The 22,273-nt window shown below is 63.0% G+C and carries 19 protein-coding genes; 10 read left to right on the top strand and 9 right to left on the bottom strand.

The window, feature by feature from the left end:
• Positions 1 to 17 precede the first annotated feature (17 nt).
• From HU770_RS15640 to HU770_RS15665, 6 genes are all read right to left on the bottom strand, one after another.
• Positions 18 to 3,626 (bottom strand): transporter substrate-binding domain-containing protein, encoded by a 3,609-nt coding sequence (locus tag HU770_RS15640; protein WP_186664136.1) that lies wholly within the window; start codon positions 3,624 to 3,626, stop codon positions 18 to 20.
• An 8-nt stretch (positions 3,627 to 3,634) separates the two neighbouring features.
• Positions 3,635 to 4,252 carry a response regulator transcription factor gene (locus tag HU770_RS15645; RefSeq protein WP_033700468.1) on the bottom strand — a complete coding sequence of 206 codons (618 nt, stop codon included), beginning with the start codon at positions 4,250 to 4,252 and terminating at the stop codon, positions 3,635 to 3,637.
• 282 nt (positions 4,253 to 4,534) lie between these two features.
• On the bottom strand, positions 4,535 to 5,866 hold the full coding sequence (locus HU770_RS15650; RefSeq protein WP_033700467.1) for a deoxyguanosinetriphosphate triphosphohydrolase: 1,332 nt from the start codon (positions 5,864 to 5,866) through the stop codon (positions 4,535 to 4,537).
• Between the two features lie 117 nt (positions 5,867 to 5,983).
• The gene (locus tag HU770_RS15655) at positions 5,984 to 6,313 is read right to left on the bottom strand and encodes a hypothetical protein (RefSeq protein WP_186653961.1); all 330 of its coding nucleotides are present in this window, start codon (positions 6,311 to 6,313) and stop codon (positions 5,984 to 5,986) included.
• Positions 6,310 to 6,684, bottom strand: coding sequence for a phage holin family protein (locus HU770_RS15660; protein ID WP_033700463.1), 375 nt, complete (start codon positions 6,682 to 6,684; stop codon positions 6,310 to 6,312). Before HU770_RS15660 ends, HU770_RS15655 begins: the two co-directional genes overlap by 4 nt.
• A gap of 9 nt (positions 6,685 to 6,693) precedes the next feature.
• Positions 6,694 to 7,008, bottom strand: a complete 315-nt coding sequence (locus HU770_RS15665) for a YqjD family protein (RefSeq protein ID WP_047583282.1) — start codon at positions 7,006 to 7,008, stop codon at positions 6,694 to 6,696.
• Between the two features lie 323 nt (positions 7,009 to 7,331).
• On the opposite strand from HU770_RS15665, the gene HU770_RS15670 reads away from it, so the two are divergent.
• The 5 genes from HU770_RS15670 (at position 7,332) to HU770_RS15690 (ending at position 10,709) form a co-directional block, all read left to right on the top strand.
• Positions 7,332 to 8,540, top strand: a complete 1,209-nt coding sequence (locus HU770_RS15670) for an ammonium transporter (protein WP_186664138.1) — start codon at positions 7,332 to 7,334, stop codon at positions 8,538 to 8,540.
• A 72-nt stretch (positions 8,541 to 8,612) separates the two neighbouring features.
• Positions 8,613 to 8,852 carry a glutaredoxin family protein gene (locus HU770_RS15675; RefSeq protein ID WP_033700458.1) on the top strand — a complete coding sequence of 80 codons (240 nt, stop codon included), beginning with the start codon at positions 8,613 to 8,615 and terminating at the stop codon, positions 8,850 to 8,852.
• Positions 8,853 to 8,959: 107 nt separating this feature from the next.
• Positions 8,960 to 9,391 (top strand): D-Ala-D-Ala carboxypeptidase family metallohydrolase, encoded by a 432-nt coding sequence (locus tag HU770_RS15680; protein ID WP_186664140.1) that lies wholly within the window; start codon positions 8,960 to 8,962, stop codon positions 9,389 to 9,391.
• Positions 9,392 to 9,464: 73 nt separating this feature from the next.
• Positions 9,465 to 9,773: a transcriptional regulator gene (locus tag HU770_RS15685; RefSeq protein ID WP_186664178.1), complete on the top strand. Its 309-nt coding sequence runs from the start codon at positions 9,465 to 9,467 to the stop codon at positions 9,771 to 9,773.
• 51 nt (positions 9,774 to 9,824) lie between these two features.
• On the top strand, positions 9,825 to 10,709 hold the full coding sequence (locus tag HU770_RS15690) for a pseudouridine synthase (protein WP_186664142.1): 885 nt from the start codon (positions 9,825 to 9,827) through the stop codon (positions 10,707 to 10,709).
• A 46-nt stretch (positions 10,710 to 10,755) separates the two neighbouring features.
• On the opposite strand, the gene HU770_RS15695 is transcribed toward HU770_RS15690, so the two are convergent.
• On the bottom strand, positions 10,756 to 12,321 hold the full coding sequence (locus HU770_RS15695; protein ID WP_033700452.1) for a PAS domain-containing methyl-accepting chemotaxis protein: 1,566 nt from the start codon (positions 12,319 to 12,321) through the stop codon (positions 10,756 to 10,758).
• A gap of 319 nt (positions 12,322 to 12,640) precedes the next feature.
• On the bottom strand, positions 12,641 to 15,382 hold the full coding sequence (acnA, locus tag HU770_RS15700; RefSeq protein ID WP_186653969.1) for an aconitate hydratase AcnA: 2,742 nt from the start codon (positions 15,380 to 15,382) through the stop codon (positions 12,641 to 12,643).
• 223 nt (positions 15,383 to 15,605) lie between these two features.
• Between acnA and rlmM the strand changes: the two genes are divergently transcribed.
• From rlmM to pdxB, 3 genes are all read left to right on the top strand, one after another.
• Positions 15,606 to 16,670, top strand: a complete 1,065-nt coding sequence (gene rlmM / locus HU770_RS15705; RefSeq protein ID WP_047583284.1) for a 23S rRNA (cytidine(2498)-2'-O)-methyltransferase RlmM — start codon at positions 15,606 to 15,608, stop codon at positions 16,668 to 16,670.
• 73 nt (positions 16,671 to 16,743) lie between these two features.
• Positions 16,744 to 16,986 carry a sulfurtransferase TusA gene (gene tusA, locus HU770_RS15710; protein WP_186653972.1) on the top strand — a complete coding sequence of 81 codons (243 nt, stop codon included), beginning with the start codon at positions 16,744 to 16,746 and terminating at the stop codon, positions 16,984 to 16,986.
• A 60-nt stretch (positions 16,987 to 17,046) separates the two neighbouring features.
• Positions 17,047 to 18,189, top strand: coding sequence for a 4-phosphoerythronate dehydrogenase PdxB (gene pdxB / locus HU770_RS15715; RefSeq protein ID WP_186664144.1), 1,143 nt, complete (start codon positions 17,047 to 17,049; stop codon positions 18,187 to 18,189).
• A gap of 81 nt (positions 18,190 to 18,270) precedes the next feature.
• Here pdxB and HU770_RS15720 read toward each other — a convergent pair whose 3' ends face one another.
• A complete protein-coding gene (locus tag HU770_RS15720) occupies positions 18,271 to 18,444 on the bottom strand; it encodes a PA1571 family protein (protein ID WP_167334463.1) in 174 nt (57 codons plus the stop codon).
• Between the two features lie 212 nt (positions 18,445 to 18,656).
• Between HU770_RS15720 and HU770_RS15725 the strand changes: the two genes are divergently transcribed.
• Positions 18,657 to 20,420, top strand: a complete 1,764-nt coding sequence (locus HU770_RS15725; protein WP_186664146.1) for an ABC transporter transmembrane domain-containing protein — start codon at positions 18,657 to 18,659, stop codon at positions 20,418 to 20,420.
• Between the two features lie 191 nt (positions 20,421 to 20,611).
• A complete protein-coding gene (locus HU770_RS15730) occupies positions 20,612 to 22,228 on the top strand; it encodes a methyl-accepting chemotaxis protein (protein WP_186664148.1) in 1,617 nt (538 codons plus the stop codon).
• Positions 22,229 to 22,273 lie beyond the last annotated feature (45 nt).

The raw sequence follows: 22,273 nt of genomic DNA on the forward strand, positions 1-22,273 counted from the left end.
GCGTGTGGCTGCCTTGCTCATTCAAGCCCGCCGGTAGCCTTGATGTCAGCGGCCAACGCCTTCTCCACCCGGCGCATGTGCCGGGCCAGTGCCTGGCGCCGTAGGCGCAGTTGCGGTGTCGGCAACGTGGTGTTCTGCAGTGCTTCGCACGCCGCCATCAGCTCGGGCGCCTCCAGCATGCGGGCGGCGCTGAGGATCTTGTGCGCCTGGTCGGCAACGGCGTCGGCGTCTTGTGCGGGCAGGCTCATCAGAATCACCAGGTCCGTTTGCAGGCTCTCGTGCAGGGCGGCCAGAAAGCGCTGGCGGTCGTTCGGGGCTTGGCCGACGATCGTGCCCAGGCCCTCCAGGTCGAACAGTTTGCGCCGCCATGGCTGTCGGCCCCGTGGGCTGATGCCGGCCAGGCGCTGGCTCAGGGTGGTCAGGCTGATGGGTTTGAGCAGGCAGTCATCCATGCCGGCATCCAGGCACTTGCGCATGACCTCGGGCTGGGCGTTGGCGGTATAGCCGAGGATGGTGCAGCGCGATCGCCCGTATTGCCGTTCTTCGGCACGTACGGTACTGGCCAACTGGTAGCCGTTCATGTGCGGCATGTTGCAGTCGAGCACCAACACATCGAAGGCGCCTGCGCGCCACAGGCCCAAGCCTTCACGGCCATCCCTGGCGCAGGTGTGGCCCAGGCCCAGGTAACCCAGTTGCTGCGCCATCAACTGCAGGTTGGCGGGATGGTCGTCGATCACCAGCACGTTCAGGCGTGGATCGGGTACGTCGACAGGTTCGATCACCGGCCTCTCGACAGCGTCGGCGCTGACAACTTGCAACGGCATTTTCAAGCGAACCTGGGTGCCGACATCTTCGAGGCTCTTGATGGTCAGCGTGCCTCCCATCATTTCGCACAGGCTCCGGCAGATCGCGAGGCCAAGGCCAGTGCCTGCGCGGGCACCCTGGCTGTGCGGGTTGGCCTGGATGAATGGGTTGAACAGGCGTTGCAAGTCATCGGCGTGAATGCCGATGCCGCTGTCACGTACTTCCAGCTCTAGAGTCGGGTAAGAGGAGGCTTCTGCTTCCTGCAGGCAAACGCAGATGCGTACCTGGCCATGCTCGGTGAACTTGATGGCGTTGCTGACCAGGTTGGACAGCACCTGCTTGAAGCGCAGCGGGTCGAGCAATGCATGGCAGCGGGCAGCCGGTGCGATCATCACCTCCAGGGCCAGGCCCTTCTGCCGCGCCTGGCCATCGAAGATACGGCCCACCGACTCGACCAGTGCGGCCAGGTCGACCGGCTCCGGAGTGAGTGACAGATGCCCGGATTCGATGCGCACGATATCGAGGATATCGCCGATCAGCCCCAGCAGGTCCTTGGCCGAATGGTGGGCCAGTTCCAGGGCTGAACGGTCCACCCGACCCTGGTCGGCACGTTTGACGGCAAGTTCGAGCATGCCGATGACGGCGTTCATCGGCGTTCGGATTTCATGGCTGATGGTGGCCAGGAACGTGCTTTTGGCGCGGTTGGCATCTTCGGCTTGCTGCTTGGCCTGGCGCAGTTCCTGAACCAGCTGGCGCCGTTCGCTGATATCGATCCAGCCGCCGATGATGCCTTGTACTTCGCCCAGCGAGTCGCGGTATGGCAGGATCCAGTGGTAGATGGTCATTTCGCGGCCTTTGACCCGCAGCGGCCGATCGATGATCAGTGGGGTCCCGGCGGCCATGACCTTCAGATAATCGGCCTGGATTTGGTGAGTATGTTCGCAGTCAGCGAACAGGCTTTGCTCCAGGCGCTTGCCCATGACCTCTTCGCTGCAGGCCTGAACGGCTTCCAGGTAGCTGTCGTTGCAACTTTGCAGGCAACCTTCGCGATCACGCACGTACATGGTGTGCGGTGTGCCGTTGAGCAGCGCACGCATGAATGCCAGCTGGTCGTTCAACGCCCGCTCGGCGCTTTGACGCTGCTTGATCTGCAGGCGCAGGCGGGCATTCCAGATCAGTGCCAGCAGCAGCAACAGCCCGGTACCCAGCAGCACCTGCCAGGCGAGCCGGCGAAAGCTTTGCCAGGTGCTGTCGTCATGCAGGCCGTAACCGCGCCAGCGGTTGTTTATCACCCCCAGCTCTTCCGGCGGAATGCTCAACAACGCTTTGTCGAGGATCGATACCAGCGTCTGTGAATGGCTGGCGGCTGCCATGGCGTAGCTGGCCGGCTCGCTGCCGACGGTGGCGCGTATGACCAGGTCGGGGTGGGTGGCCACCGCATGGTTGGCGTCTATCAAGGTGGTGATCACGGCATCTACAGCACCGCTTTTGAGCAGCGCCGTGGAATAGAAGGAGCTCTCGGTCTCGATCCAGCCAATGTGCGGATAGCGCGTGGAAAGGTCATCCATCGCGCTGTAGCGGGTAATCGCGATGCGTCGGTCCTTCAGTTGTTCCAGAGAGGTGTATTGCCCGTTGCTCGCTCGGCTGACCAATACATAGACACTTTCAAGGTAAGGGCGGCTGATTTGCAGGGTCTGCTCGGCCTCACCGTCGGTAGTGAGCGCCGCAATCACATCCACCCGGCCGTCCTTGAGGCGGGCGATCATGTCGGCAATGCCGCTGGCGCGCTGCACCTCGAAACGCAGGCCGGTGCGCAGGCGGATGAGCTCCAGCAGGTCGGCGGTGATGCCCCTGAAATATCCCGAACCATCGAAGAAGGACAAGGGCGCCGCAGTATCGTCGATGGCCACGCGCATGACCGGGTGGTGTTGCAACCAGAATTCCTCAGCCTCTGTCAGTTGCAGCTTGCGGTCGGTCAGGAGCAGGTCGCTGCCGGCACTCCAGCGCTTGAAGATACTGGCGCGCACGGCTGCAGGCTGATTGTCGAGAATGGCGTTGACCAGTTCCAGCAGCAACGCATCCGCCTTGCGCATGGCAAAGCTGAAGCCGATCGCTTCGTGCTTGCTGAAATTGGCGATGCGCAGGCCGGGCAGGTGGCCGCGATTGAGCTGGTAATGGGTGGAGATGGTGTCGCCGATGAACACGTCGGCCTGGCCAAATGCAACGGCATTCAAGGCCTGGGAAGACGAGCCGAAGGCCAGCACCTGGGCCTTGGGGTAGGCACTGCCTATCTCCTGCCTCGGCAGGTAGTGGTAGAGCATGCCCAGCCGCATGTTCTCCAGGCCCAGGTCCAAAGGGCGGCGTTCGTCCTCACGGGTGACCAGCACCGGCTGGTCAATGGCATAGGGGTGCGACAGTGCCAGACCGTCCGTTGTCGCTTCATAGCCGTTGGCACTGCCGAGCAGGTCGATATCGCCGCGTTTGAGTGCCTCTACCGCTGCCTGTCGGCTGTTGAAGCGCAGCACGCGCACAGGCAGCTGCAGGGCAAGGCTGATCAGGTTTGCATACTCGGCGGTGAGGCCTTGATAGTCGCGGCCGCCACTGGTGATGTCGAAGGGCGGATAGTCGGGCGCAGAGGTACCCAGCACCAGTTCGTGTCGGCTTTCGAGCCATTGGCGTTGCGGGGCCGTAAGAGAAGGCTGTGCTGGCATTACCGGTGAGCGTGCCAGCAGGGCATACGCGGTAACTCCGTGGTGGTTGGCGTGTATTGCGCCGCTGACCAGTGCCAGGGCGAGTAACAGCCGGGCGATATGGCGCGCCATGAAAACCCTCAGACCAGTGCGTTGCGTTTGGCCATTTCGATCAGGTCTACCAAGGTCTCGACCTGGAGTTTGTGCATCAGGCGCTTCTTGTAGGTACTCACCGTCTTGTTGCTGAGGAACATGCCTTTGGCGATTTCCTTATTGCTTCGCCCTTGGGCAAATAATTGCAGGACCATGAGTTCACGGTCATTGACCTGGCGGAAGAGTTGCAGGTCGGCATCTACCGTTTGATTGTGTTTGATTGCCTGGCTGGGGAAATAGTTGTAACCGGCAAGTACTGCCTTGATCGCGCTGAGCAGTTCGCTGAGGTCTTCCTGCTTGCACACATAGCCCGCAGCGCCCGAGTGCATGCAGCGTACGGCGAACAACGCCGGGGATTGGGCGGTCAGCACCAGAACCTTCAACGGCAGGGACATGGCCTGGAAGCGGGAAAGCACCTCTAGGCCGTCTAGCTTGGGGATGCTGATGTCGAGGATGACCAGGTCAGGGGCGGTTTCTCGAATCATCTGCATGGCGTCAACGCCATTGTCCGATTCGCCGACGATCTTGTAGTTCTGATTTTCCAGCAACATACGAACGGCCAGGCGGATAACGGGATGGTCGTCGACAATAAATACGGAGTGCATGTTCAACTTCCCTGCGGGCGAGTGAGGGTGACGGGTGGCACCTTATCCCAGTTGGAAGTCGTCGGGCATGTGAGGAAGGGCTATTCGCTGTATATGGGAAATGGCTTACAGGATAAAACAAATCGGGCTACGAATTTGGCCTGTGGAGCTTGATGTCAAACCTTGTTTGGTAACTTTTCATTGACTGTTATTCGTGGTGTTTAATCGGCACCTACACAAGTAGGAAGTTTCCTTCAAGAAAGGGTGCAGCCAGAGGCTGTGCTCGGGCTGCACCTGACGGGCTCAGGTCGGGCTGGAGCGCCCCGTCATTTCGCGGGCCATTTCACTGGCATAGCTGTCGGTCATGCCGGCGATGAAGTCGATCATGCGCAGAAAGGCACTGTGCAATGAGCCATGCGGGTCCGGTGCATTGTTGCCGATCAGGTCGAGCACACGCCGGCTCTTGAACGACGGGGTGCGGCCGCCATGCTGTTCGAGGGCAGCGCCGCAGAAGGTGTTCAAGAGGATCTCGAGTGTGGTGTAGGCGCCGATCTCGTGCAGGGTCTTGCGTTTGTCCTGGAAGATCTTGTTGCGCGCCATGTCCTTGGCTTGCAGCACGCAGTGCTTGGCCGGGCCATGCATGTGTTCGACCAGGTCGCCGGGCAGATGCCCGGCGAGCAGTGCCTGTTGCTGTTCGACGAAGGCGTGGGCGGCGGCGTTGGTCAGGTGTTCGATGGCCTTGCCGCGCAGGATCGCCAGCTTGCGCCGTCGCGAGTCGCGCGGGCCGAGTTGGCGATAGGTCTCCGGCAGGTCGTCGCCCACCAGGCCGAGTAGCAGCGCCTCGACTTCGGCATACTCCAGCAACTCCATCTCCACACCGTCTTCCAAGTCGATCAGTGCATAGCAAATGTCATCTGCGGCCTCCATCAGGTAGACCAGCGGGTGGCGCGCCCAGCGTTGATCTTCCAGTTGCGGCAAGCCGAGTTTGCGGGCGATCTGTTCGAGCAACGGCAGTTCACTCTGGTAGCTGCCGAACTTGTGTTTCTTGTAACCCAGGGCATCGGCATGGCGGGCGCTCCAGGGGTACTTGAGGTAAGTGCCGAGGGTGGCGTACGTCAGCCGGGTACCGCCGTCGAACTGGTGATACTCCAGTTGGGTGAGTACGCGAAAGCCTTGTGCATTGCCTTCGAAGTTGAGGAAGTCGGCGCGCTCGTCATCGCTCATGTCGTCCAGCCAGCCACGCCCTGCAGCCTGTTGGAACCAGTGGCGGATGGCGTCTTCGCCGGAGTGGCCGAACGGCGGGTTGCCGATGTCGTGGGCCAGGCAGGCCGATTGCACGATCATCCCGAGGTCACTCGGTTCGCACCAGTCTGGCAGGCTGTCACGCAGGGTTTCGCCCACCCGCATGCCGAGCGAGCGGCCGACGCAACTGACTTCCAGGGAATGGGTCAGGCGCGTATGGATATGGTCGTTGCTGGTAACCGGGTGTACTTGAGTCTTGCGCCCAAGCCGGCGGAAGGCGCCGGAGAAGATGATGCGGTCGTGGTCCTTGTGGAAAGGGCTGCGCCCGAGTTCTTCGGGGCTGTACAGGGCTTTGCCCAGGCGTTCGCGGGTCAGCAAGGTATGCCAGTCCAAGGCTCGATCTCCTGTCGGTCGATGGGCATAGCTTCCTGTGTCGTGAGTCACCATGCAAGCTGAAGGTTTACGCGATCACCGGCGGGTGATCGCGTCTGTTCAGGTGATGCGAAAACGTCAGTGCCGGCGGCTGCCCTGCAGGTACAGCCGGATCAGTGGCAGCAGGCTGCCGCCCAAGCGCACCAGCCGTGTCAGGTTGCCACTGCGCACGCCCTTGCCGGTGAGAAAGCCCAGGGCGACCACCGCGCCAATCCCCCACAGCGGCGCATGCTTGATGCCAAGCCCCTCGTGCAGCGAACTGCCCATGCCGCGCATGCGCTGCAGTGGCTCAAGCAGTTGCCCCGACTCGTGGCGGATTTCCTGGCGGTGCATCTCCAGACGCAGGCGCAACAGGGCCTTGCGCAGTTCGCGAGGGTTACGGGTATTGGGTAGTTCAGGCAGGCTCATGGCAACAGGCGCTCCCGGTCCTTGGCAAGTTCCTCGAGGGTCGCGCCGAACGGCGATGACTCGTCGAACACTGCAGCCTTCAAACGCAAACCGCAATACAACGCGGCCACACCGTAGAACACGCACAGGCCGATGATGCCCGCCAGGCGATAGCTGTCCCACAGCAGCACCAGCAGCAGCCCGGACAGCGCCGTCAGCAGCAGCAGGGCGAACACCAGTGCCAAACCTGCGAACAACAGCAGACTCAAGGTGCGGCCCTTCTGCTCCTGCAGCTCGATACCAAACAGCTCGATGTGGCTGTGCAGCAGCCCGAGCATCGCCGCGCCCAGGCGTTTGCCCGAAGCACCGGCGCCGATGGCGTCATTCTCCATGGGAACCCCTCAGCGCCGATTGGCCAGCAGGCCGATCAACAGCCCCACGCCCGCCGCAATACCGATGGCCTGCCAGGGGTTTTCCTGCACGTACTGCTCGGCGGTGCCAAGGGCTGCCTGGCCGCGGTCGCGCACCGATTCCTGAGTCAGTTGCAGGGTTTCACGGGCCTGAGTCAGGCGGTCATGGATCTGTTCACGCAATTCGTCAGCCTGATCGCCTGCCAGGTTGGCGGTGTCGGCGAGCAGCTTCTCGGTGTCGCGGACCAAGGCCTGAAAGTCAGCCATCAATATCTCTTGAGCAGTCTTTGCCGATTTGCTGGCCATGGGTCTCTCCCTGTTGATGAGTGTTGGTAGTTCGAGTGATAGCACATGCCGAAGGTTCAAGTGGCTGTGCGGGTAACTGGGCTGGTATGGGCCTTGCTAAGGCTTTGCCACGTAGCGGGGCGCCGCTGGCGCGCACTGCGCCGATTCGGGGCGCCCTGCGTGACGAACTACCGTAAACCTTAACCCAATCCTCGACAAACCCAAGAATAAAGCATGCAGGCCTCGCCCCATTCAGCAAACGGGGCAGGGGGCTGGCACCGATTCGGTGCAGGGATGCAGGTTCTTGAACTGTCCTGGTGCCTTTTCCGCAGGTCTGCCTATTCATGGAACACATGCACAGCGCGATGGACTCCCTGGTCCACGGTTCGAATACCCTGTTCATTCTCATGGGCGCCATTCTGGTGCTGGCCATGCATGCTGGCTTCGCCTTTCTCGAAGTGGGCACCGTACGGCACAAGAATCAAGTCAATGCCTTGTCGAAGATCCTCAGCGACTTCGCCATTTCGGCGCTGGTGTACTTCTTTATCGGCTATTGGATCGCCTACGGCGTGAGTTTCTTCCAGCCGGCGGCGCAACTGGCCGTCGACCATGGCTATGCGCTGGTCAAGTGCTTCTTCCTGCTCACGTTCGCAGCTGCCATCCCGGCGATCATCTCCGGGGGTATTGCCGAGCGTGCGCGTTTCGTTCCGCAGCTGTGTGCCACCGCGTTGATCGTGGCGTTTGTCTATCCGTTTTTCGAAGGCGTGGTGTGGAACGGCAACTTCGGTGTGCAGGCCTGGCTGCACGCACGCTTCGGCGCGCCGTTCCATGACTTTGCCGGCTCTGTCGTGGTGCATGCCATGGGCGGCTGGCTGGCGCTGGCGGCTGTGGTGTTGCTGGGGCCACGGCGTGGGCGCTACCGCGACGGCCGCCTGGTGGCTTTTGCACCTTCGAGCATTCCGTTTCTGGCGCTGGGTTCGTGGATCCTGATCATTGGCTGGTTCGGCTTCAACGTGATGAGCGCCCAGACCTTGCAGGGCGTAAGCGGCCTGGTGGCGATCAATTCGCTGATGGCCATGGTCGGTGGCACCCTGGCGGCCTTGCTGGCCGGGCGCAACGACCCGGGCTTCCTGCACAATGGGCCGCTGGCCGGGCTGGTGGCGATCTGTGCCGGTTCCGACCTGATGCACCCGATTGGCGCGCTGGCCACCGGCCTGGTGGCTGGGGTGCTGTTTGTCTGGAGTTTCACAGCGGCGCAGAACCGCTGGAAAATCGACGACGTGCTGGGCGTGTGGCCGTTGCACGGCCTGTGCGGTGTGTGGGGTGGCATTGCCTGTGGCGTGTTCGGCCAGGCCGCCTTGGGTGGCATGGGCGGTGTCAGCCTGGCCAGCCAGTTGCTGGGCAGTCTTATGGGGGTGCTGGTGGCATTGCTCGGTGGCTTTGTCGTCTATGGGGTGATCCGAGCGCTGCATGGCTTGCGCTTGAGCCACGAGCAGGAGTTTCAGGGCGCGGACCTGTCGCTGCACCGCATTGGTGCGACCAGCCAGGATTGAGCGAGGCCAGGTGCGCAGTGGGCGGGACGGACCTAGAATAGGCTTTTCCAAAGCCAAACCGAGAACTGCCCCATGCTGCCTGAATGCCAATTGTTCGGCACCCTCGGCTGCCACCTGTGCGAAGTGGCCGAGGCTGTGCTGATGCCTTTCGTCGATCATGGCCTGTTGGTGGAGCTGGTCGACATTGCCGATAACGAGGCCATGTTCGAACGCTATGGCCTGATCATTCCCGTGCTGCGTCGCTGTGACAATGGCGGCGAGCTGCATTGGCCGTTCGATGCCGAGCAAGTGGTGGCGTTTCTCGCGCAATGATCGCCCAATGGGCACGCGTTCCTCACGCCATGGTTGAGATTACAAGTCGATGATCGGGTGCCGGCCACTGCTGCCGGTGCCCTTGAACTGTCATCGAGAATCTAACCATGTTCATCACGCCTCATTTCACCCTGGATGAAATGACCGCTTCGCAAATCGCCGCAAGGGAAGGGTTTGACAACACCCCTACACCTGAGGTGCTGGCCAATCTAACTGTCCTGTGTGGCGTGCTTGAAAAGGTACGTGCGCTGCTCGGCATGCCGATCATCATCAGTAGCGGCTACCGCTGCAGTGCGCTTAACCAGCGTGTCGGTGGGGCACCTTCAAGCCAGCATGTGCTGGGGTTGGCAGCCGACTTCACGGTGATCGACGTCAGCCTGCGTGAGGTGATACGCAGAATCGGCGACAGCGACGTACCCTTCGATCAACTGATCCTGGAGTTTGACCGGTGGGTGCATTTGTCCGTGACCACTGGCACTCCGCGGGGCCAGGTACTGACCATTCGCAGAGGCACTGGTTACCTGCAGGGGTTGCAATGACGCGCTGGCGAATTGACGTGGATGAGGGGAGGTCCGTATGCTGTATATAAATACAGTGTTCGAGAGGAAGGCCATGCTCAACGTCGAGCAACTCAAGTACAGCGTCAACCACATGCCCGTCGAGCGGGTGTGCGATGCCGTTCTGGAACTGCGCCTCGAAGGCCTGGTGACTGAAGATCGAACGCCGTTCGGCAAGGTTCACTTCAATACCTGTTTTGCCGAGATCGAGGCATTGTTCCAGCGTGCCGGTTACCACCGTGGGCTGGACGTCGTAGGTTACCAGGGTTTGTTATATGCCCTGTACGACCCCAGCCGCTGGGAGGCCGTGCAAGTACTGCGCTGGTTGAAGGCGCGCAGCGAGGCGACGCTACAGGCTGGTTGAGGTGGAAGGCTTGGAGGATAATGCGCGGCCTCCAACCTTTTGAGCGCTGCCATGACCACGCCTTTCGACCCTGCCCGCCAGCAAGCCAGCACGGTGTGCCTGCCCCCCGGCAACTGGGCGACGGTGCTCGATTGCCTGTGTGACCATTTCAAGGCCATCGATCGGGCGCAGTGGCTTGACCGCTTTGCCCGGGGCCGCGTGCTCGATGCGCAGGGGCAGGCAATCTCTGCTGGGCTGGCTTATAAACGCGGCATGCGCTTGCACTACTTCCGGGAAGTGCCAAATGAGCGGCCGATCCCTGTGCAGGAAACCCTGTTGCACGTGGACGAGCATTTGGTGGTTGCCGACAAACCGCACTTTCTGCCGGTGACCCCGACCGGTGAGTATGTCGAGCAGACTTTGCTGCGCCGGCTGATTCGGCGTCTGGACAATCCGCATCTGGTGCCTTTGCACCGCATCGACCGGCATACCGCAGGGCTTGTGCTGTTCTCCGCCAACCCCCAGACGCGCAGTGTCTACCAGCGCTTGTTCCCCGAGCGGCGGATCGACAAACGCTACCAGGCCATCGCCGCAGCCATGCCCCAGCACAACTTCCCGCTGGTGCACAAAAGCCGCCTGGTGCATGGCGAGCCGTTCTTCCGCATGCAGGAGGTGGAGGGCGTTGACAACAGCGAAACCTTGGCCCAGGTGCTGGAGGCGCGTGGCGATTTATGGCGCTACGGTCTGTCGCCGGTGACCGGCAAGACCCACCAATTGCGTGTACACATGGCGGCATTGGGCGCGGCAATCTGCAACGATCCGTTCTACCCCGAACTGCTGCAGACCGATGACGATTATCAGCGGCCTCTGAAACTGTTGGCGCAGAGCCTGCGTTTCGAAGATCCGTTGACGGGTGAGGAGCGGTATTTCGAGAGCCGGTTGCAACTGGACTGGTAGGAGCGGCCCGCCAAGGCCGCCCCAATAGCACTCAAGGCTCGGTGTCTTAGCGGTTGAAACGCTCCACCAGCGAATACTGGCTACCGGCAGTGCTGGTCAGTTCCTCGCTGAGCAGCGCCGAATGCTGGGCCTGTTCAGCGGTCTGGTCGGCAAGGTCGGCAATGGTGCTGATGTTGCGGCTGATCTCGTCGGCGACGGCAGTCTGCTCTTCGGTAGCGGCTGCGATCTGGGTCGCCATGTCGGTGATATTGGCCACCGCTTCGCTGATACCGACCAACGCTTCATCGGCCTGCATGACCCGGTCGACCCCTTCCTGTGCCTGGCGGTGGCCGGTTTCCATGGTCAGTACGGCATTGCTGGCTGTCTGCTGCAGCTTGGCGATCAGGCCGTGGATCTGCCCGGTGGATTCGGCGGTGCGCTGGGCCAACTGGCGTACCTCGTCGGCCACGACCGCAAAACCACGGCCCATCTCTCCGGCGCGGGCCGCTTCGATGGCGGCGTTCAGCGCCAGCAGGTTGGTCTGGTCGGCGATGCCCTTGATCACATCGACCACACCGCCGATTTCGTCGCTGTCCTTGGCCAGTTGCGTCACCGTTGCACCGGTTTCACCCACTGCCGCCGACAGGCGCTCGATGGCCTCACGGGTTTCACCGGCAATCTGCCGGCCCTGGCTGGTCAGGCGATTGGCTTCCTGGGTGGCGTCGGCAGTGCGTTGCACATGGTTGGCCACTTCCTGGGTGGTGGCAGCCATCTGGTTGACGGCGGCCGCCACTTGCTCGGTTTCCACCCGCTGGCGCTCCAGCCCCGAAGAGCTCTTGTGGGCCAGGGCATCGGATTGCCGCGCCTGTTCGCTGAGGTGTTCTGCACTGTCCTGCAGGCGTGTCAGGCAGGTTTTCATGCGTGCATCCTGGCTGAGCATGGCCATTTCCAGGCGGGCTTGAACGCCGCGGCTATCGGTGTACATCTGCGCGATGAGGGGGTCGGACGTGGTTTGTTCCGCCAGGCGCAGCAGGCGCTTGAGGCCACGTTGCTGCCAGCTCAGGCCGAGCAAGCCAAGGGGCACCGACAGGGCCGCCGCCAGGCCGAAGCCCCAGGAGTGGCCAAGCCAGTTGCCAATCAGGAAGCCCACCTGGCTTACCAGAATGAACGGCAGCCAGTCCTGCAGAATCGGCAGCCATTGATCACGTCGCGGCACCGCCGACTTGCCCTGGTTCAGGCGCTGGTAGAGGCCTTCGGCCCGGCGGATCTGTTCGGCGGTGGGTTTGACCCGCACCGATTCGAAACCGACCACCTGGTTATTGTCGAAGATCGGCGTGACATAGGCGTTGACCCAGTAGTGGTCACCGTTCTTGCAGCGGTTCTTGACGATGCCCATCCAAGGCTGGCCCTGTTTGAGGGTTTGCCACATGTGGGCGAACACGGCCGCGGGCACATCCGGGTGACGCACCAGGTTGTGCGGCGCGCCGGTCAACTCTTCGCGGGTGAACCCACTGATTTCGATAAACGCGTCATTGCAGTAGCTGATCACGCCCTTGGCGTTGGTGGTGGAGATCAACCGCTGCTGGGCAGGGAAAGTCCGTTCTCTCTGGGTAATCGGCTGGTTGTTACGCATGGGTGGGTAATCCGCAAAGAATCCGCAAGGCTTTCGTGAGGTATCGGCAAGCCGCTGGTTTTATTGAATGGATATTTAATGGGCTTGATTTGTGGCAATAGGCCATTATTCAGATTGAGCTGGGGAACAGGCACGTTTGATCAAAATGGCGTCATTTTTGCGTTTTTAAGGCTGTTTGGTGACGTGTGAGTCTGATGATGACTCAATGGCTGGCCAAGAGCCAGTAGCCGATAGCGGAATGAGGCCGCCGAGAGAGGGGGTAGGGGGCGTTGGCTGGGGATTTGCGGTGCCTGTGAAATCCCCAGCCAAGCCTTGCATCTCAACCAGCAATCAACTGGCGCAACACATAATGCAGAATCCCCCCCGCCTTGAAGTACTCCACCTCATTCAAGGTATCGATGCGGCACAGCACCTCGATCTGCTCCTGCTGCCCGTCCTCGCGGGTGATACGCAGCGTCAGGCTCATGCCTGGCCGTAGATGAGCACCGCTCAATCCCAGCACATCGATGCGCTCCCTGCCGGTCAGCGCCAGTTGCTTGCGATCATGCCCGGCCTGGAACTGCAGGGGCAGCACGCCCATGCCCACCAGGTTCGACCGGTGGATGCGTTCAAAGCTTTCTGCCAGCACCGCCTTGACCCCCAACAGATTGGTGCCCTTGGCGGCCCAGTCACGGCTGGACCCTGTGCCGTATTCCTGGCCGGCGATCACCACCAGCGGCGTGCCCTGGGCCTGGTACTGCATGGCGGCATCGTAGATCGACAGCTTTTCGCCCGTTGGCACGAATAGGGTATTGCCCCCTTCCTCACCCCCAAGCATCTCGTTGCGAATACGGATGTTGGCGAACGTGCCGCGCATCATCACCTCGTGGTTACCCCGGCGCGATCCGTAGGAGTTGAAGTCCCGCGGTTCCACACCCTTGCTGCGCAGGTAGCGCCCGGCCGGGCTGTCGGCCTTGATGTTGCCGGCCGGGGAGATGTGGTCGGTGGTGACCGAGTCGCCGAGCAGGGCCAGCACGCGGGCACCCTCGATGTCCTCGACCTGCGGCGGCGGCCCGCCGATGTCGTCGAAGAACGGTGGATGCTGAATGTAGGTCGATGCCTCCTGCCAGACATACGTGGCCGCTTGCGGCACCTCGATGGCCTGCCACTGCGCGTCGCCTTCGAAGACTTCGGCGTACTCCTTGTGGAACATCGCGGTGTCGACCTTGGCCACGGCGGCGGCGATCTCCTGCTGGCTGGGCCAGATGTCGCGCAGGTACACCGGCTGGCCGTCCTTGCCAGTGCCCAACGGGTCGCGGGTCAGGTCCAGGCGCACGCTGCCGGCCAGGGCGTAAGCCACTACCAGCGGCGGCGAGGCCAGCCAGTTGGTCTTGACCAGCGGATGCACGCGGCCCTCGAAGTTGCGGTTGCCCGAGAGTACCGAGGCAACGGTCAGGTCGGCGCTGCCGATGGCTTGCTCGATCGCTTCATCCAGTGGGCCGGAGTTGCCGATGCAGGTGGTGCAGCCGTAACCCACCAGGTCAAAACCCAACTCATCCAGATACGGCGTCAGCCCGGCAGCCTTGAAGTAGTCGGTGACCACCTTGGAGCCAGGGGCCAGCGAGCTCTTGACCCAGGGTTTGCGCTGCAGGCCCTTCTCCAGGGCCTTTTTCGCCACCAGCCCGGCGGCCATCATCACGCTGGGGTTCGAGGTGTTGGTGCAGGAGGTGATCGCGGCGATGACCACTGCACCGTCGCGCAGGGTGTGGGTCTGGCCTGCATGGCTGTAGTCGATTTCGCCCGCCTGGTCGGCGTTGCCCACCGCCACACCGCCGCCGCCTTCGCTTTCCAGGCGGCCGACTTCCTTGGCCAGTGGCTTGGGCTGCAGTTCGATGAAGTGGTCGAACGCCTGGCTGACCTGGCCCAGGGCGACCCGGTCCTGGGGGCGTTTGGGCCCGGCCAGGCTGGCCTCGACGTCGGTCATGTCGAGGGCCAGGGCATCGCTGAACACCGGGTCCTGGCCAGGCAGGCGCCACAGGCCTTGGGCCTTGCAGTACTGTTCGACCAGTTGCACTGTCTGCTCGGGGCGCCCGGTCAGGCGCAGGTAGTCAAGGGTCACCTGGTCGACCGGGAAGAAGCCGCACGTGGCGCCATACTCGGGGGCCATGTTGGCGATGGTGGCACGGTCGGCGAGGGGCAGCTCGGCCAGCCCATCGCCGTAGAACTCGACGAACTTGCCCACCACCCCTTTCTTGCGCAGCATCTGCGTCACGGTCAACACCAGGTCGGTGGCGGTAATGCCCTCGCGCAACTTGCCGGTCAATTTGAAGCCGATCACTTCCGGGATCAGCATCGACACTGGCTGGCCGAGCATCGCAGCTTCGGCCTCGATGCCGCCAACACCCCAGCCCAGTACTCCGAGGCCGTTGATCATGGTGGTGTGCGAATCGGTACCGACCAGGGTGTCGGGGAAGGCATAGGTGCGGCCGTCTTCTTCACGGGTCCAGACGGTGCGGCCAAGGTATTCCAGGTTGACCTGGTGGCAGATGCCGGTGCCCGGCGGTACTACCCGGAAGTTGTCGAAGGCGCTCTGGCCCCAACGCAGGAAGGCATAGCGCTCGCCATTGCGCTGCATTTCGATGTCGACGTTCTCGCTGAACGACTGGGGCGTGCCATAGCGGTCGACCATCACCGAGTGGTCGATTACCAGGTCGACCGGCGACAGCGGGTTGATCCGCTGCGGGTCGCCACCGGCCTTGGCCATGGCGGCGCGCATGGCTGCCAGGTCGACCACGGCGGGTACGCCGGTGAAGTCCTGCATCAGCACCCGGGCCGGGCGGTACTGGATTTCCCGGTCGGAGCGGCGCGCCTCCAGCCATTGGGCAATAGCGCGCAGGTCGTCACCGGTGACGGTCTTGCCGTCCTCCCAGCGCAGCAGGTTTTCCAGCAGCACCTTGAGCGACATGGGCAGGCGTTGCAGGTCGCCCAACTGGCGGGCGGCCTCGGTAAGGCTGTAATAGTGGTACGTCTGGTCGGCGACCTTGAGGGTCTTGAGGGTGTTCAGGCTATCGAGCGAGGGCATTGCCAACTCCTTCTGCGCCGGTGCCCGGCAAATCTGGGTGTTTGCCGGTGTCACCGCTCTGTTTCGATCCGCACGGTACGGACCTGGCTGAATGGTCAGGTTAGACCGGTTTGGCCTGCCTGACCCTTTTCTGGACCGGCGGGACGTGTCGCAGGTTCCGAACTTCCTTTATCATCGCCGCCCTGCCGGCGCCTGTGGTGCGCCCGCCGTAGTGGAGTGAGAGATGAGTACCCTGTTCATGCATTGCCGGCCCGGTTTCGAGGGCGAGGTCTGCGCCGAGATCAGCGAACATGCCGCCCGCCTGGGGGTTGCCGGCTATGCCAAAGGCAAAGCGCAGAGCGCCAGTGCCGAGTTTGTCTGCACCGAGGACAATGGCGCCGAGCGCCTGATGGGGGAACTGCGCTTCGCTGAGCTGATCTTCCCGCGGCAGTGGGCCCGTGGCAGTTTCGTCGAGTTGCCGGAGAGCGATCGCATCAGCGTATTGCTCGAGCACCTGGCCAGCCTGCCTGTGTTCGGCAGCCTGTGGCTGGAAGTGCTCGACAGCAACGAAGGCAAGGAGCTGTCGACGTTCTGCCGCAAATTCGAGGTGCCATTGCGCAAGGCCCTGGAAAAGGCCGGTCGCCTGGTTGAAGACGCCAGCCGTCCACGCCTTCTGCTGAGCTTCATCACTGGCCGGCGGGTATTTGTCGGCCAGGCTGCGGCCAACAACAGCGCGCTCTGGCCAATGGGCATCCCGCGCCTGAAGTTTCCCCGTGAAGCGCCCAGCCGCTCGACCCTCAAGCTGGAAGAAGCCTGGCATCAGTTCATCCCCCGCGAGCAGTGGGACCAGCGCCTGGGTGATGACATGACCGGTGTCGACCTGGGCGCCTCGCCTGGCGGCTGGACCTATCAGCTGGTGCGCCGCGGGATGTTGGTCACCGCCATCGACAACGGCCCGATGGCCGAGAGCTTGATGGACACCGGGCTGGTCCAGCACCTGATGGCGGATGGTTTCACCTGGCAGCCGAAGCAGCCGGTGGACTGGATGGTCTGCGACATCGTCGAGAAGCCGGCGCGGACCACCGCATTGATTGAAACCTGGCTGGGGGAAGGGCTGTGCCGCGAGGCGGTGGTCAACCTCAAGCTGCCGATGAAGCAACGCTACACCGAGGTGCGGCGCCTGCTCGACCGCATGCAGGCCACGTTCAAGGCGCGCAAGATCAGGGTTTCGATCGCCTGCAAGCAGCTGTATCACGACCGTGAGGAAGTGACCTGCCATCTGCGCAGGCTGGACCTGAAGCCGCGTTGAGTGCGTGGGCGGCGCGCAGCCCTTGGTGCGCGCCGCACGATGCGCGACAATGATGAACATTTTGGAGCCGCCCATGACTGATTTAACCCCCGACGCCGTCCTCGATGCCACCGGCCTGAACTGCCCCGAGCCTGTGATGATGTTGCACCAGCACGTGCGTGGCCTGGCTGCCGGTGGCTTGCTCAAGGTCATTGCCACCGACCCGTCGACCCGCCGCGACATCCCCAAGTTCTGCAACTTCCTCGGCCATGAACTGCTGCAGCAGCAAGAGGACGCGGGCACCTTCCTGTACTGGATCCGCAAGAAAGCCGACTGAACCGCTCTGGAACACGCCGCGCGTAGCGCCTACACTGCGTTCCCCTGACAGGAGAGCGCCATGCTGATAGTTGCCGACGAGAACATTCCGCTGCTCGATGCCTTCTTCGAAGGTTTCGGCGAGATCCGCCGCTATCCGGGCCGAAGCCTCGATGCCGCCAGCGTCAAGGACGCCGACGTGCTGCTGGTGCGCTCGGTGACCAAGGTCGACCGCCAACTGCTTGAAGGCAGCCGTGTGCGTTTTGTCGGCACGTGCACCATCGGCACCGACCACCTCGACCTGGACTACTTTGCCGAGGCTGGCATCCACTGGAGCAGCGCGCCGGGCTGCAATGCCCGCGGCGTGGTGGACTATGTGCTGGGCAGCCTGCTGACCCTGGCCGAGCTGGACGGTGTCGCGCTACCCAAGCGCACGTACGGCGTGGTGGGCGCGGGGGAGGTCGGTGGCCGCCTGGTGCGTGTGCTGCATGGCCTGGGCTGGAAAGTGCTGGTGTGCGACCCGCTGCGTCAGGCCGCCGAAGGGGGCGATTACGTCAGCCTCGATACGGTACTGGAACAGTGCGATGTGATCAGCCTGCACACCCCCTTGCAGCGGGGCGGCGAGTACCCCACCTGGCACCTGCTGGGCCAGGCGCAACTGGCACGGTTGCGCCCAGGGGCGTGGCTGATCAATGCCAGCCGTGGCCCGGTGGTGGACAACGATGCCTTGCGTGAGCTGCTGTTGGACCGTGAAGACGTGCATGCCGTGCTCGATGTGTGGGAAGGCGAACCGCAGGTCGACCTGCAACTGGCCGACCTGTGCACGCTGGCTTCGCCGCACATCGCCGGCTACAGCCTCGATGGCCGGCAGCGGGGCACTGCGCAGATCTACCAGGCGTTGTGCCGTCACCTGGGCGAAGCGGAGCTGGTGCGCCTGGCCGATTTGCTGCCCAAGCCGCCGCTGGCGCAAGTTGAACTCGATGCCACTACAGACCCGGCCTGGGCCTTGGCCACCTTGTGCCGCGCCGTGTACGACCCGCGCCGTGACGATGCAGACTTCCGCCGTAGCTTGAGCGACGACCCGGCCGAGCAGCGGGTGGCATTCGATCAGTTGCGCAAGCAGTATCCACCTCGGCGTGAAATCGAAGGGCTGGCGGTGCGGATTCGTGGCGAGTCGCCGCAATTGGCGCAGTTGGTCAGTGCGCTGGGTGGGGTGTTGGTCTGAGTGATGTGCCTGCGTCGGCCTTTTCGCCGGCCGAGGCAATAAAAACCCGGCGCAGGCGCCGGGTTGCAATGAATTAGCCGATCAGCCTTTACGGGCTTTAGTACCCCGGCTTTGTTCCAGTTCCTGGCAGGCTTTCTGGATCATCTGCTCGGTGATCGGAACCTCGCGCCCTTGGGCGTCGATGATCGAGCCGCACACCTGGGGTTGCGGGTTGTTCTGGGGTTTCGGGGTATCGCTGCTGTGCTGCAAGCTCATGTCCTGTCTCCTCATCAGGTTCAAGCTCAGGGTAGTCCTGCGCCGTGACTGGCCTGTGACAGATCCTCGACTGTCACGGCCCTGACAGTCCACCAGAAATGGCGGTAAAGCTCCAGAGCCCTTTTAGATCGAAAGGCTATAGTCACCCCCAAGCGTTCCGCGCGCTCCGATGAGTGGTAGTCTGCTGCTTCCTTGCCGCTTTGGTTGCCGCCATGCCCGAATCCGTCTCCCCTGGCCAACGTCGCGCCCTGCGCCTGGGTTGGCAGTTCGTTCGCCCGTATCGCCGGCAAATGCTCCTGGCATTGCTGGCACTGGTGGTCACGGCGGCAATCACCCTGTCCATGGGGCAGGGCATCCGCCTGCTGGTTGACCAGGGTTTCATGACCCGCTCCGCGCACCAGCTCAACCAGACCATTGGCCTGTTCCTGCTGTTGGTGCTGGCACTGGCGGTGGGTACCTTCAGCCGCTTCTACCTGGTGTCGTGGATCGGCGAGCGCTGCGTGGCTGATATCCGCCGTGCGGTGTTCGATCACCTGGTCGGGCTGCACCCTGGTTTTTTCGAAGACAACCGCAGCTCCGAGATCCAGTCGCGGCTGACGGCTGACACAACCTTGCTGCAATCGGTGATCGGCTCTTCGCTGTCGATGTTCCTGCGCAATGCCTTGATGGTGGTAGGGGGCGTGGTGCTGCTGTTCATCACCAACCCCAAGCTCACCAGCATCGTGGTGGTGGCCTTGCCGCTGGTGCTGGCGCCGATCCTGCTGTTCGGCCGGCGCGTGCGCAGCCTGTCGCGGCAGAGCCTGGACCGGGTGGCGGATGTCGGCAGCTACGTCGCCGAAACCCTGGGGCAGATCAAGACCGTGCAGGCCTATAACCATGAGCCGCTCGATCGCGAACTGTTCGCCAGCACCGTCGAGGCGGCCTTCAGCGTGGCCCGCCAGCGTATTGCCCAGCGTGCGTGGCTGATCACCCTGGTCATCGTGCTGGTGCTCGGCGCGGTGGGGGTCATGCTCTGGGTCGGGGGCATGGACGTGATTGCCGGGCGTATCTCGGCAGGCGAGCTGGCTGCCTTCGTGTTCTATAGCCTGATCGTCGGCAGTGCGTTCGGCACGCTCAGCGAGGTGATCGGTGAGCTGCAGCGCGCCGCCGGTGCGGCCGAGCGCATTGCCGAGCTGTTGGCGGCACGCAGTGCAATCCTGCCGCCGCGCGTAGCCGCCTCACTGCCTCAGCGGCGTGCTGTCGGGCGTATTGCGTTGCAAGACGTGCATTTCGCCTACCCGTCGAGGCCTACGGTTGCAGCCATCGACGGCTTGAGCCTGGCGATCGAGCCGGGGCAGACCGTGGCCCTGGTCGGGCCTTCGGGCGCCGGCAAATCGACCCTGTTCGACCTGCTGCTGCGCTTCTACGACCCTCAGCAGGGGCGCATCCTGCTCGATGGCCAGGCCATCACTGAACTCGACCCGGCCGAGCTGCGCCAGCAGTTCGCGTTGGTGGCGCAGAACCCGTCGCTGTTTCGCGGCACGGTCGAGGCCAACATTCGCTATGGCCGCCCAGGTGCGACGCTGGCCGAGGTCGAGGCAGCGGCGCGCGGTGCGCATGCCGACGAATTCATCCAGCAACTGCCGCTGGGCTACCAGACGCCGCTGGGGGAGGGTGGCATCGGCTTGTCGGGCGGGCAACGGCAGCGCTTGGCGATTGCCCGGGCGCTGCTGGTCGATGCGCCGATCCTGTTGCTGGATGAGGCTACCAGCGCCCTTGATGCGCAAAGCGAACACCTGATTCAGCAGGCGCTGCCCAGTGTGATGGCCGGTCGCACCACCTTGGTGATCGCCCATCGTCTGGCCACGGTGCAGCACGCCGATCGCATCGCGGTGATCGACAAGGGGCGCCTGGTGGCAATAGGCACGCACCGCCAGTTGATCGAAGAAAGCCCGCTGTATGCCCGATTAGCCTCGTTGCAGTTCACCACGGGCTAGCCTGTCGTGGTTCTGTAACAATTCTGTAGGAATTGCCTGACACTATTTGTCTCAATTGTTGTGCAAGTGCTCAAGCTGGCTGCTATCGAACGATGGCAGCCTTTTTTTTGCGGTGAGCCTACGGGGACATGGAATGTCTTACCCGGCGCCGCAAGCGTGCGCCGTTCCTTTCCTTTGGTCTTGAGATCGCGATGTTGCGTAAATCCCTCAGAGTGCAAATTCTCGCCCTGCTCGGCGGCAGCCTGGTAGCGATGCTGCTGATCGCGCTGGTGTGTTTCCAGTTTCTGTCTTCCAGCGTGCGCGGCTACGCCGAGCTGGTGGATGGGCCCTTGCGGGCTTCGCAATTGATCGATGAGGCCAACCTGCAGTTCAAGATCCAGGTGCAGGAATGGAAGAACGTGCTGCTGCGCGGACGCCAGCCCGCCGAGCTGGACAAGTACTGGCAGCAGTTCCAGGCCCGCGAGCAGCAGGTGCAGCAGATGCTTGGGCAACTGATCGACAGCAGCGATGCCAGGCTCAAGGCGCCGCTGCAACAGCTGCGTGCCAGCCATCTGCAACTGGGCCAGGCTTATGCGCAGGGCCGCCAGGCGTTTGTCGCCGCAGGTGGTGACCCGGTTGCAGGCGACCTAGCGGTCAAGGGCGTGGACCGTGCTGCCAGCGAACAGATGAGCGAGCTGGTCGAACAACTGCGCGCCGATGCGCGCGAGCGTGCATCGAGCATCAACGCCAGCGCCGAGCGTACGGTGTGGCTGGGCTTGCTGGTGATGCTGGGCTCGGCGGTGCTGGTCGGCCTGTTCAGCCTGTGGCTGGTCAATCGCAGCCTGATCGAGCCGATTCGCCAGTTGATCGAGTATGTCGCGCAGTTGAGCCAGGGGCGCTTCGTGGCGCGTGTGGACAGCCGCCGTGAAGATGAACTGGGGCGCTTGGCACGTGCGGCCAATACCCTGCGTGATTTTCTTGCCGAGACAGTCGGCCGGCTCAAGGACAATGCCCAGGAGCTGGAAGGCGCCAGTGGCCAGCTGCGCAGCATCGCGGCTGACATGGCCCAGGGCACGCATGACCAGTTCCAGCGCACCGATCAGGTGGCGACGGCCATGCATGAGATGTCCGCCACCGCTCAGGAGGTGGCTCGCCACGCCGCCGATGCCGCCCGCGCGGCCGATGATGCCGATCACAGCGCCCAGGCTGGCGAGCAGGTGATGCAGCAGACCATCGACATCATTGGCGTGGTCAACTGCGAAATCGCCGGTACCGCCGCGGTGATCCGTGACCTGGAGCATGACAGCACGCGGATTGGCAAGGTGCTCGAAGTCATCCGCGGCATCGCCGAGCAGACCAACCTGCTGGCGCTCAATGCAGCGATCGAGGCGGCCCGTGCGGGCGAGGCCGGGCGCGGCTTTGCGGTGGTCGCCGACGAGGTGCGCAGTTTGGCCCAGCGCACCGCTGCATCGATCGCCGAAATTCACCAGATCATCGAAGCGGTGCAGTCGGGTGCGGTAGAGGCGGTCAAGGCCATCGAAAGTGGCCAGCAGCGCAGCGAGGAAGGAGCCGAGCAGGTGCAGCAGGCGGGGCAGATGCTGCAGCGCATCACCTCGGCGGTGGAGGCGATCCGAGACATGAACCGGCAGATCGCCACGGCGGCCGAAGAGCAGACCAGCGTGGCCGAGGACATCTCGCGCAACCTGATCGAAATTACCCGCATCGCCACCACCAACCAGGCAGCGGTGCAGCAGACTGAGCAGGCCGGGCAGCGTTTGCATGGGTTGTCCGGGCAGTTGGGGGAGGTGACTTCGCGGCTGACGGCCTGACCCTCCGGCGCGGGGAAATCCGCCACTGTTGCGCTGAACCTGGTG

It is taken from the genome of Pseudomonas sp. SWRI68, from assembly GCF_014269165.1.
GTDB lineage: Bacteria > Pseudomonadota > Gammaproteobacteria > Pseudomonadales > Pseudomonadaceae > Aquipseudomonas > Aquipseudomonas capeferrum.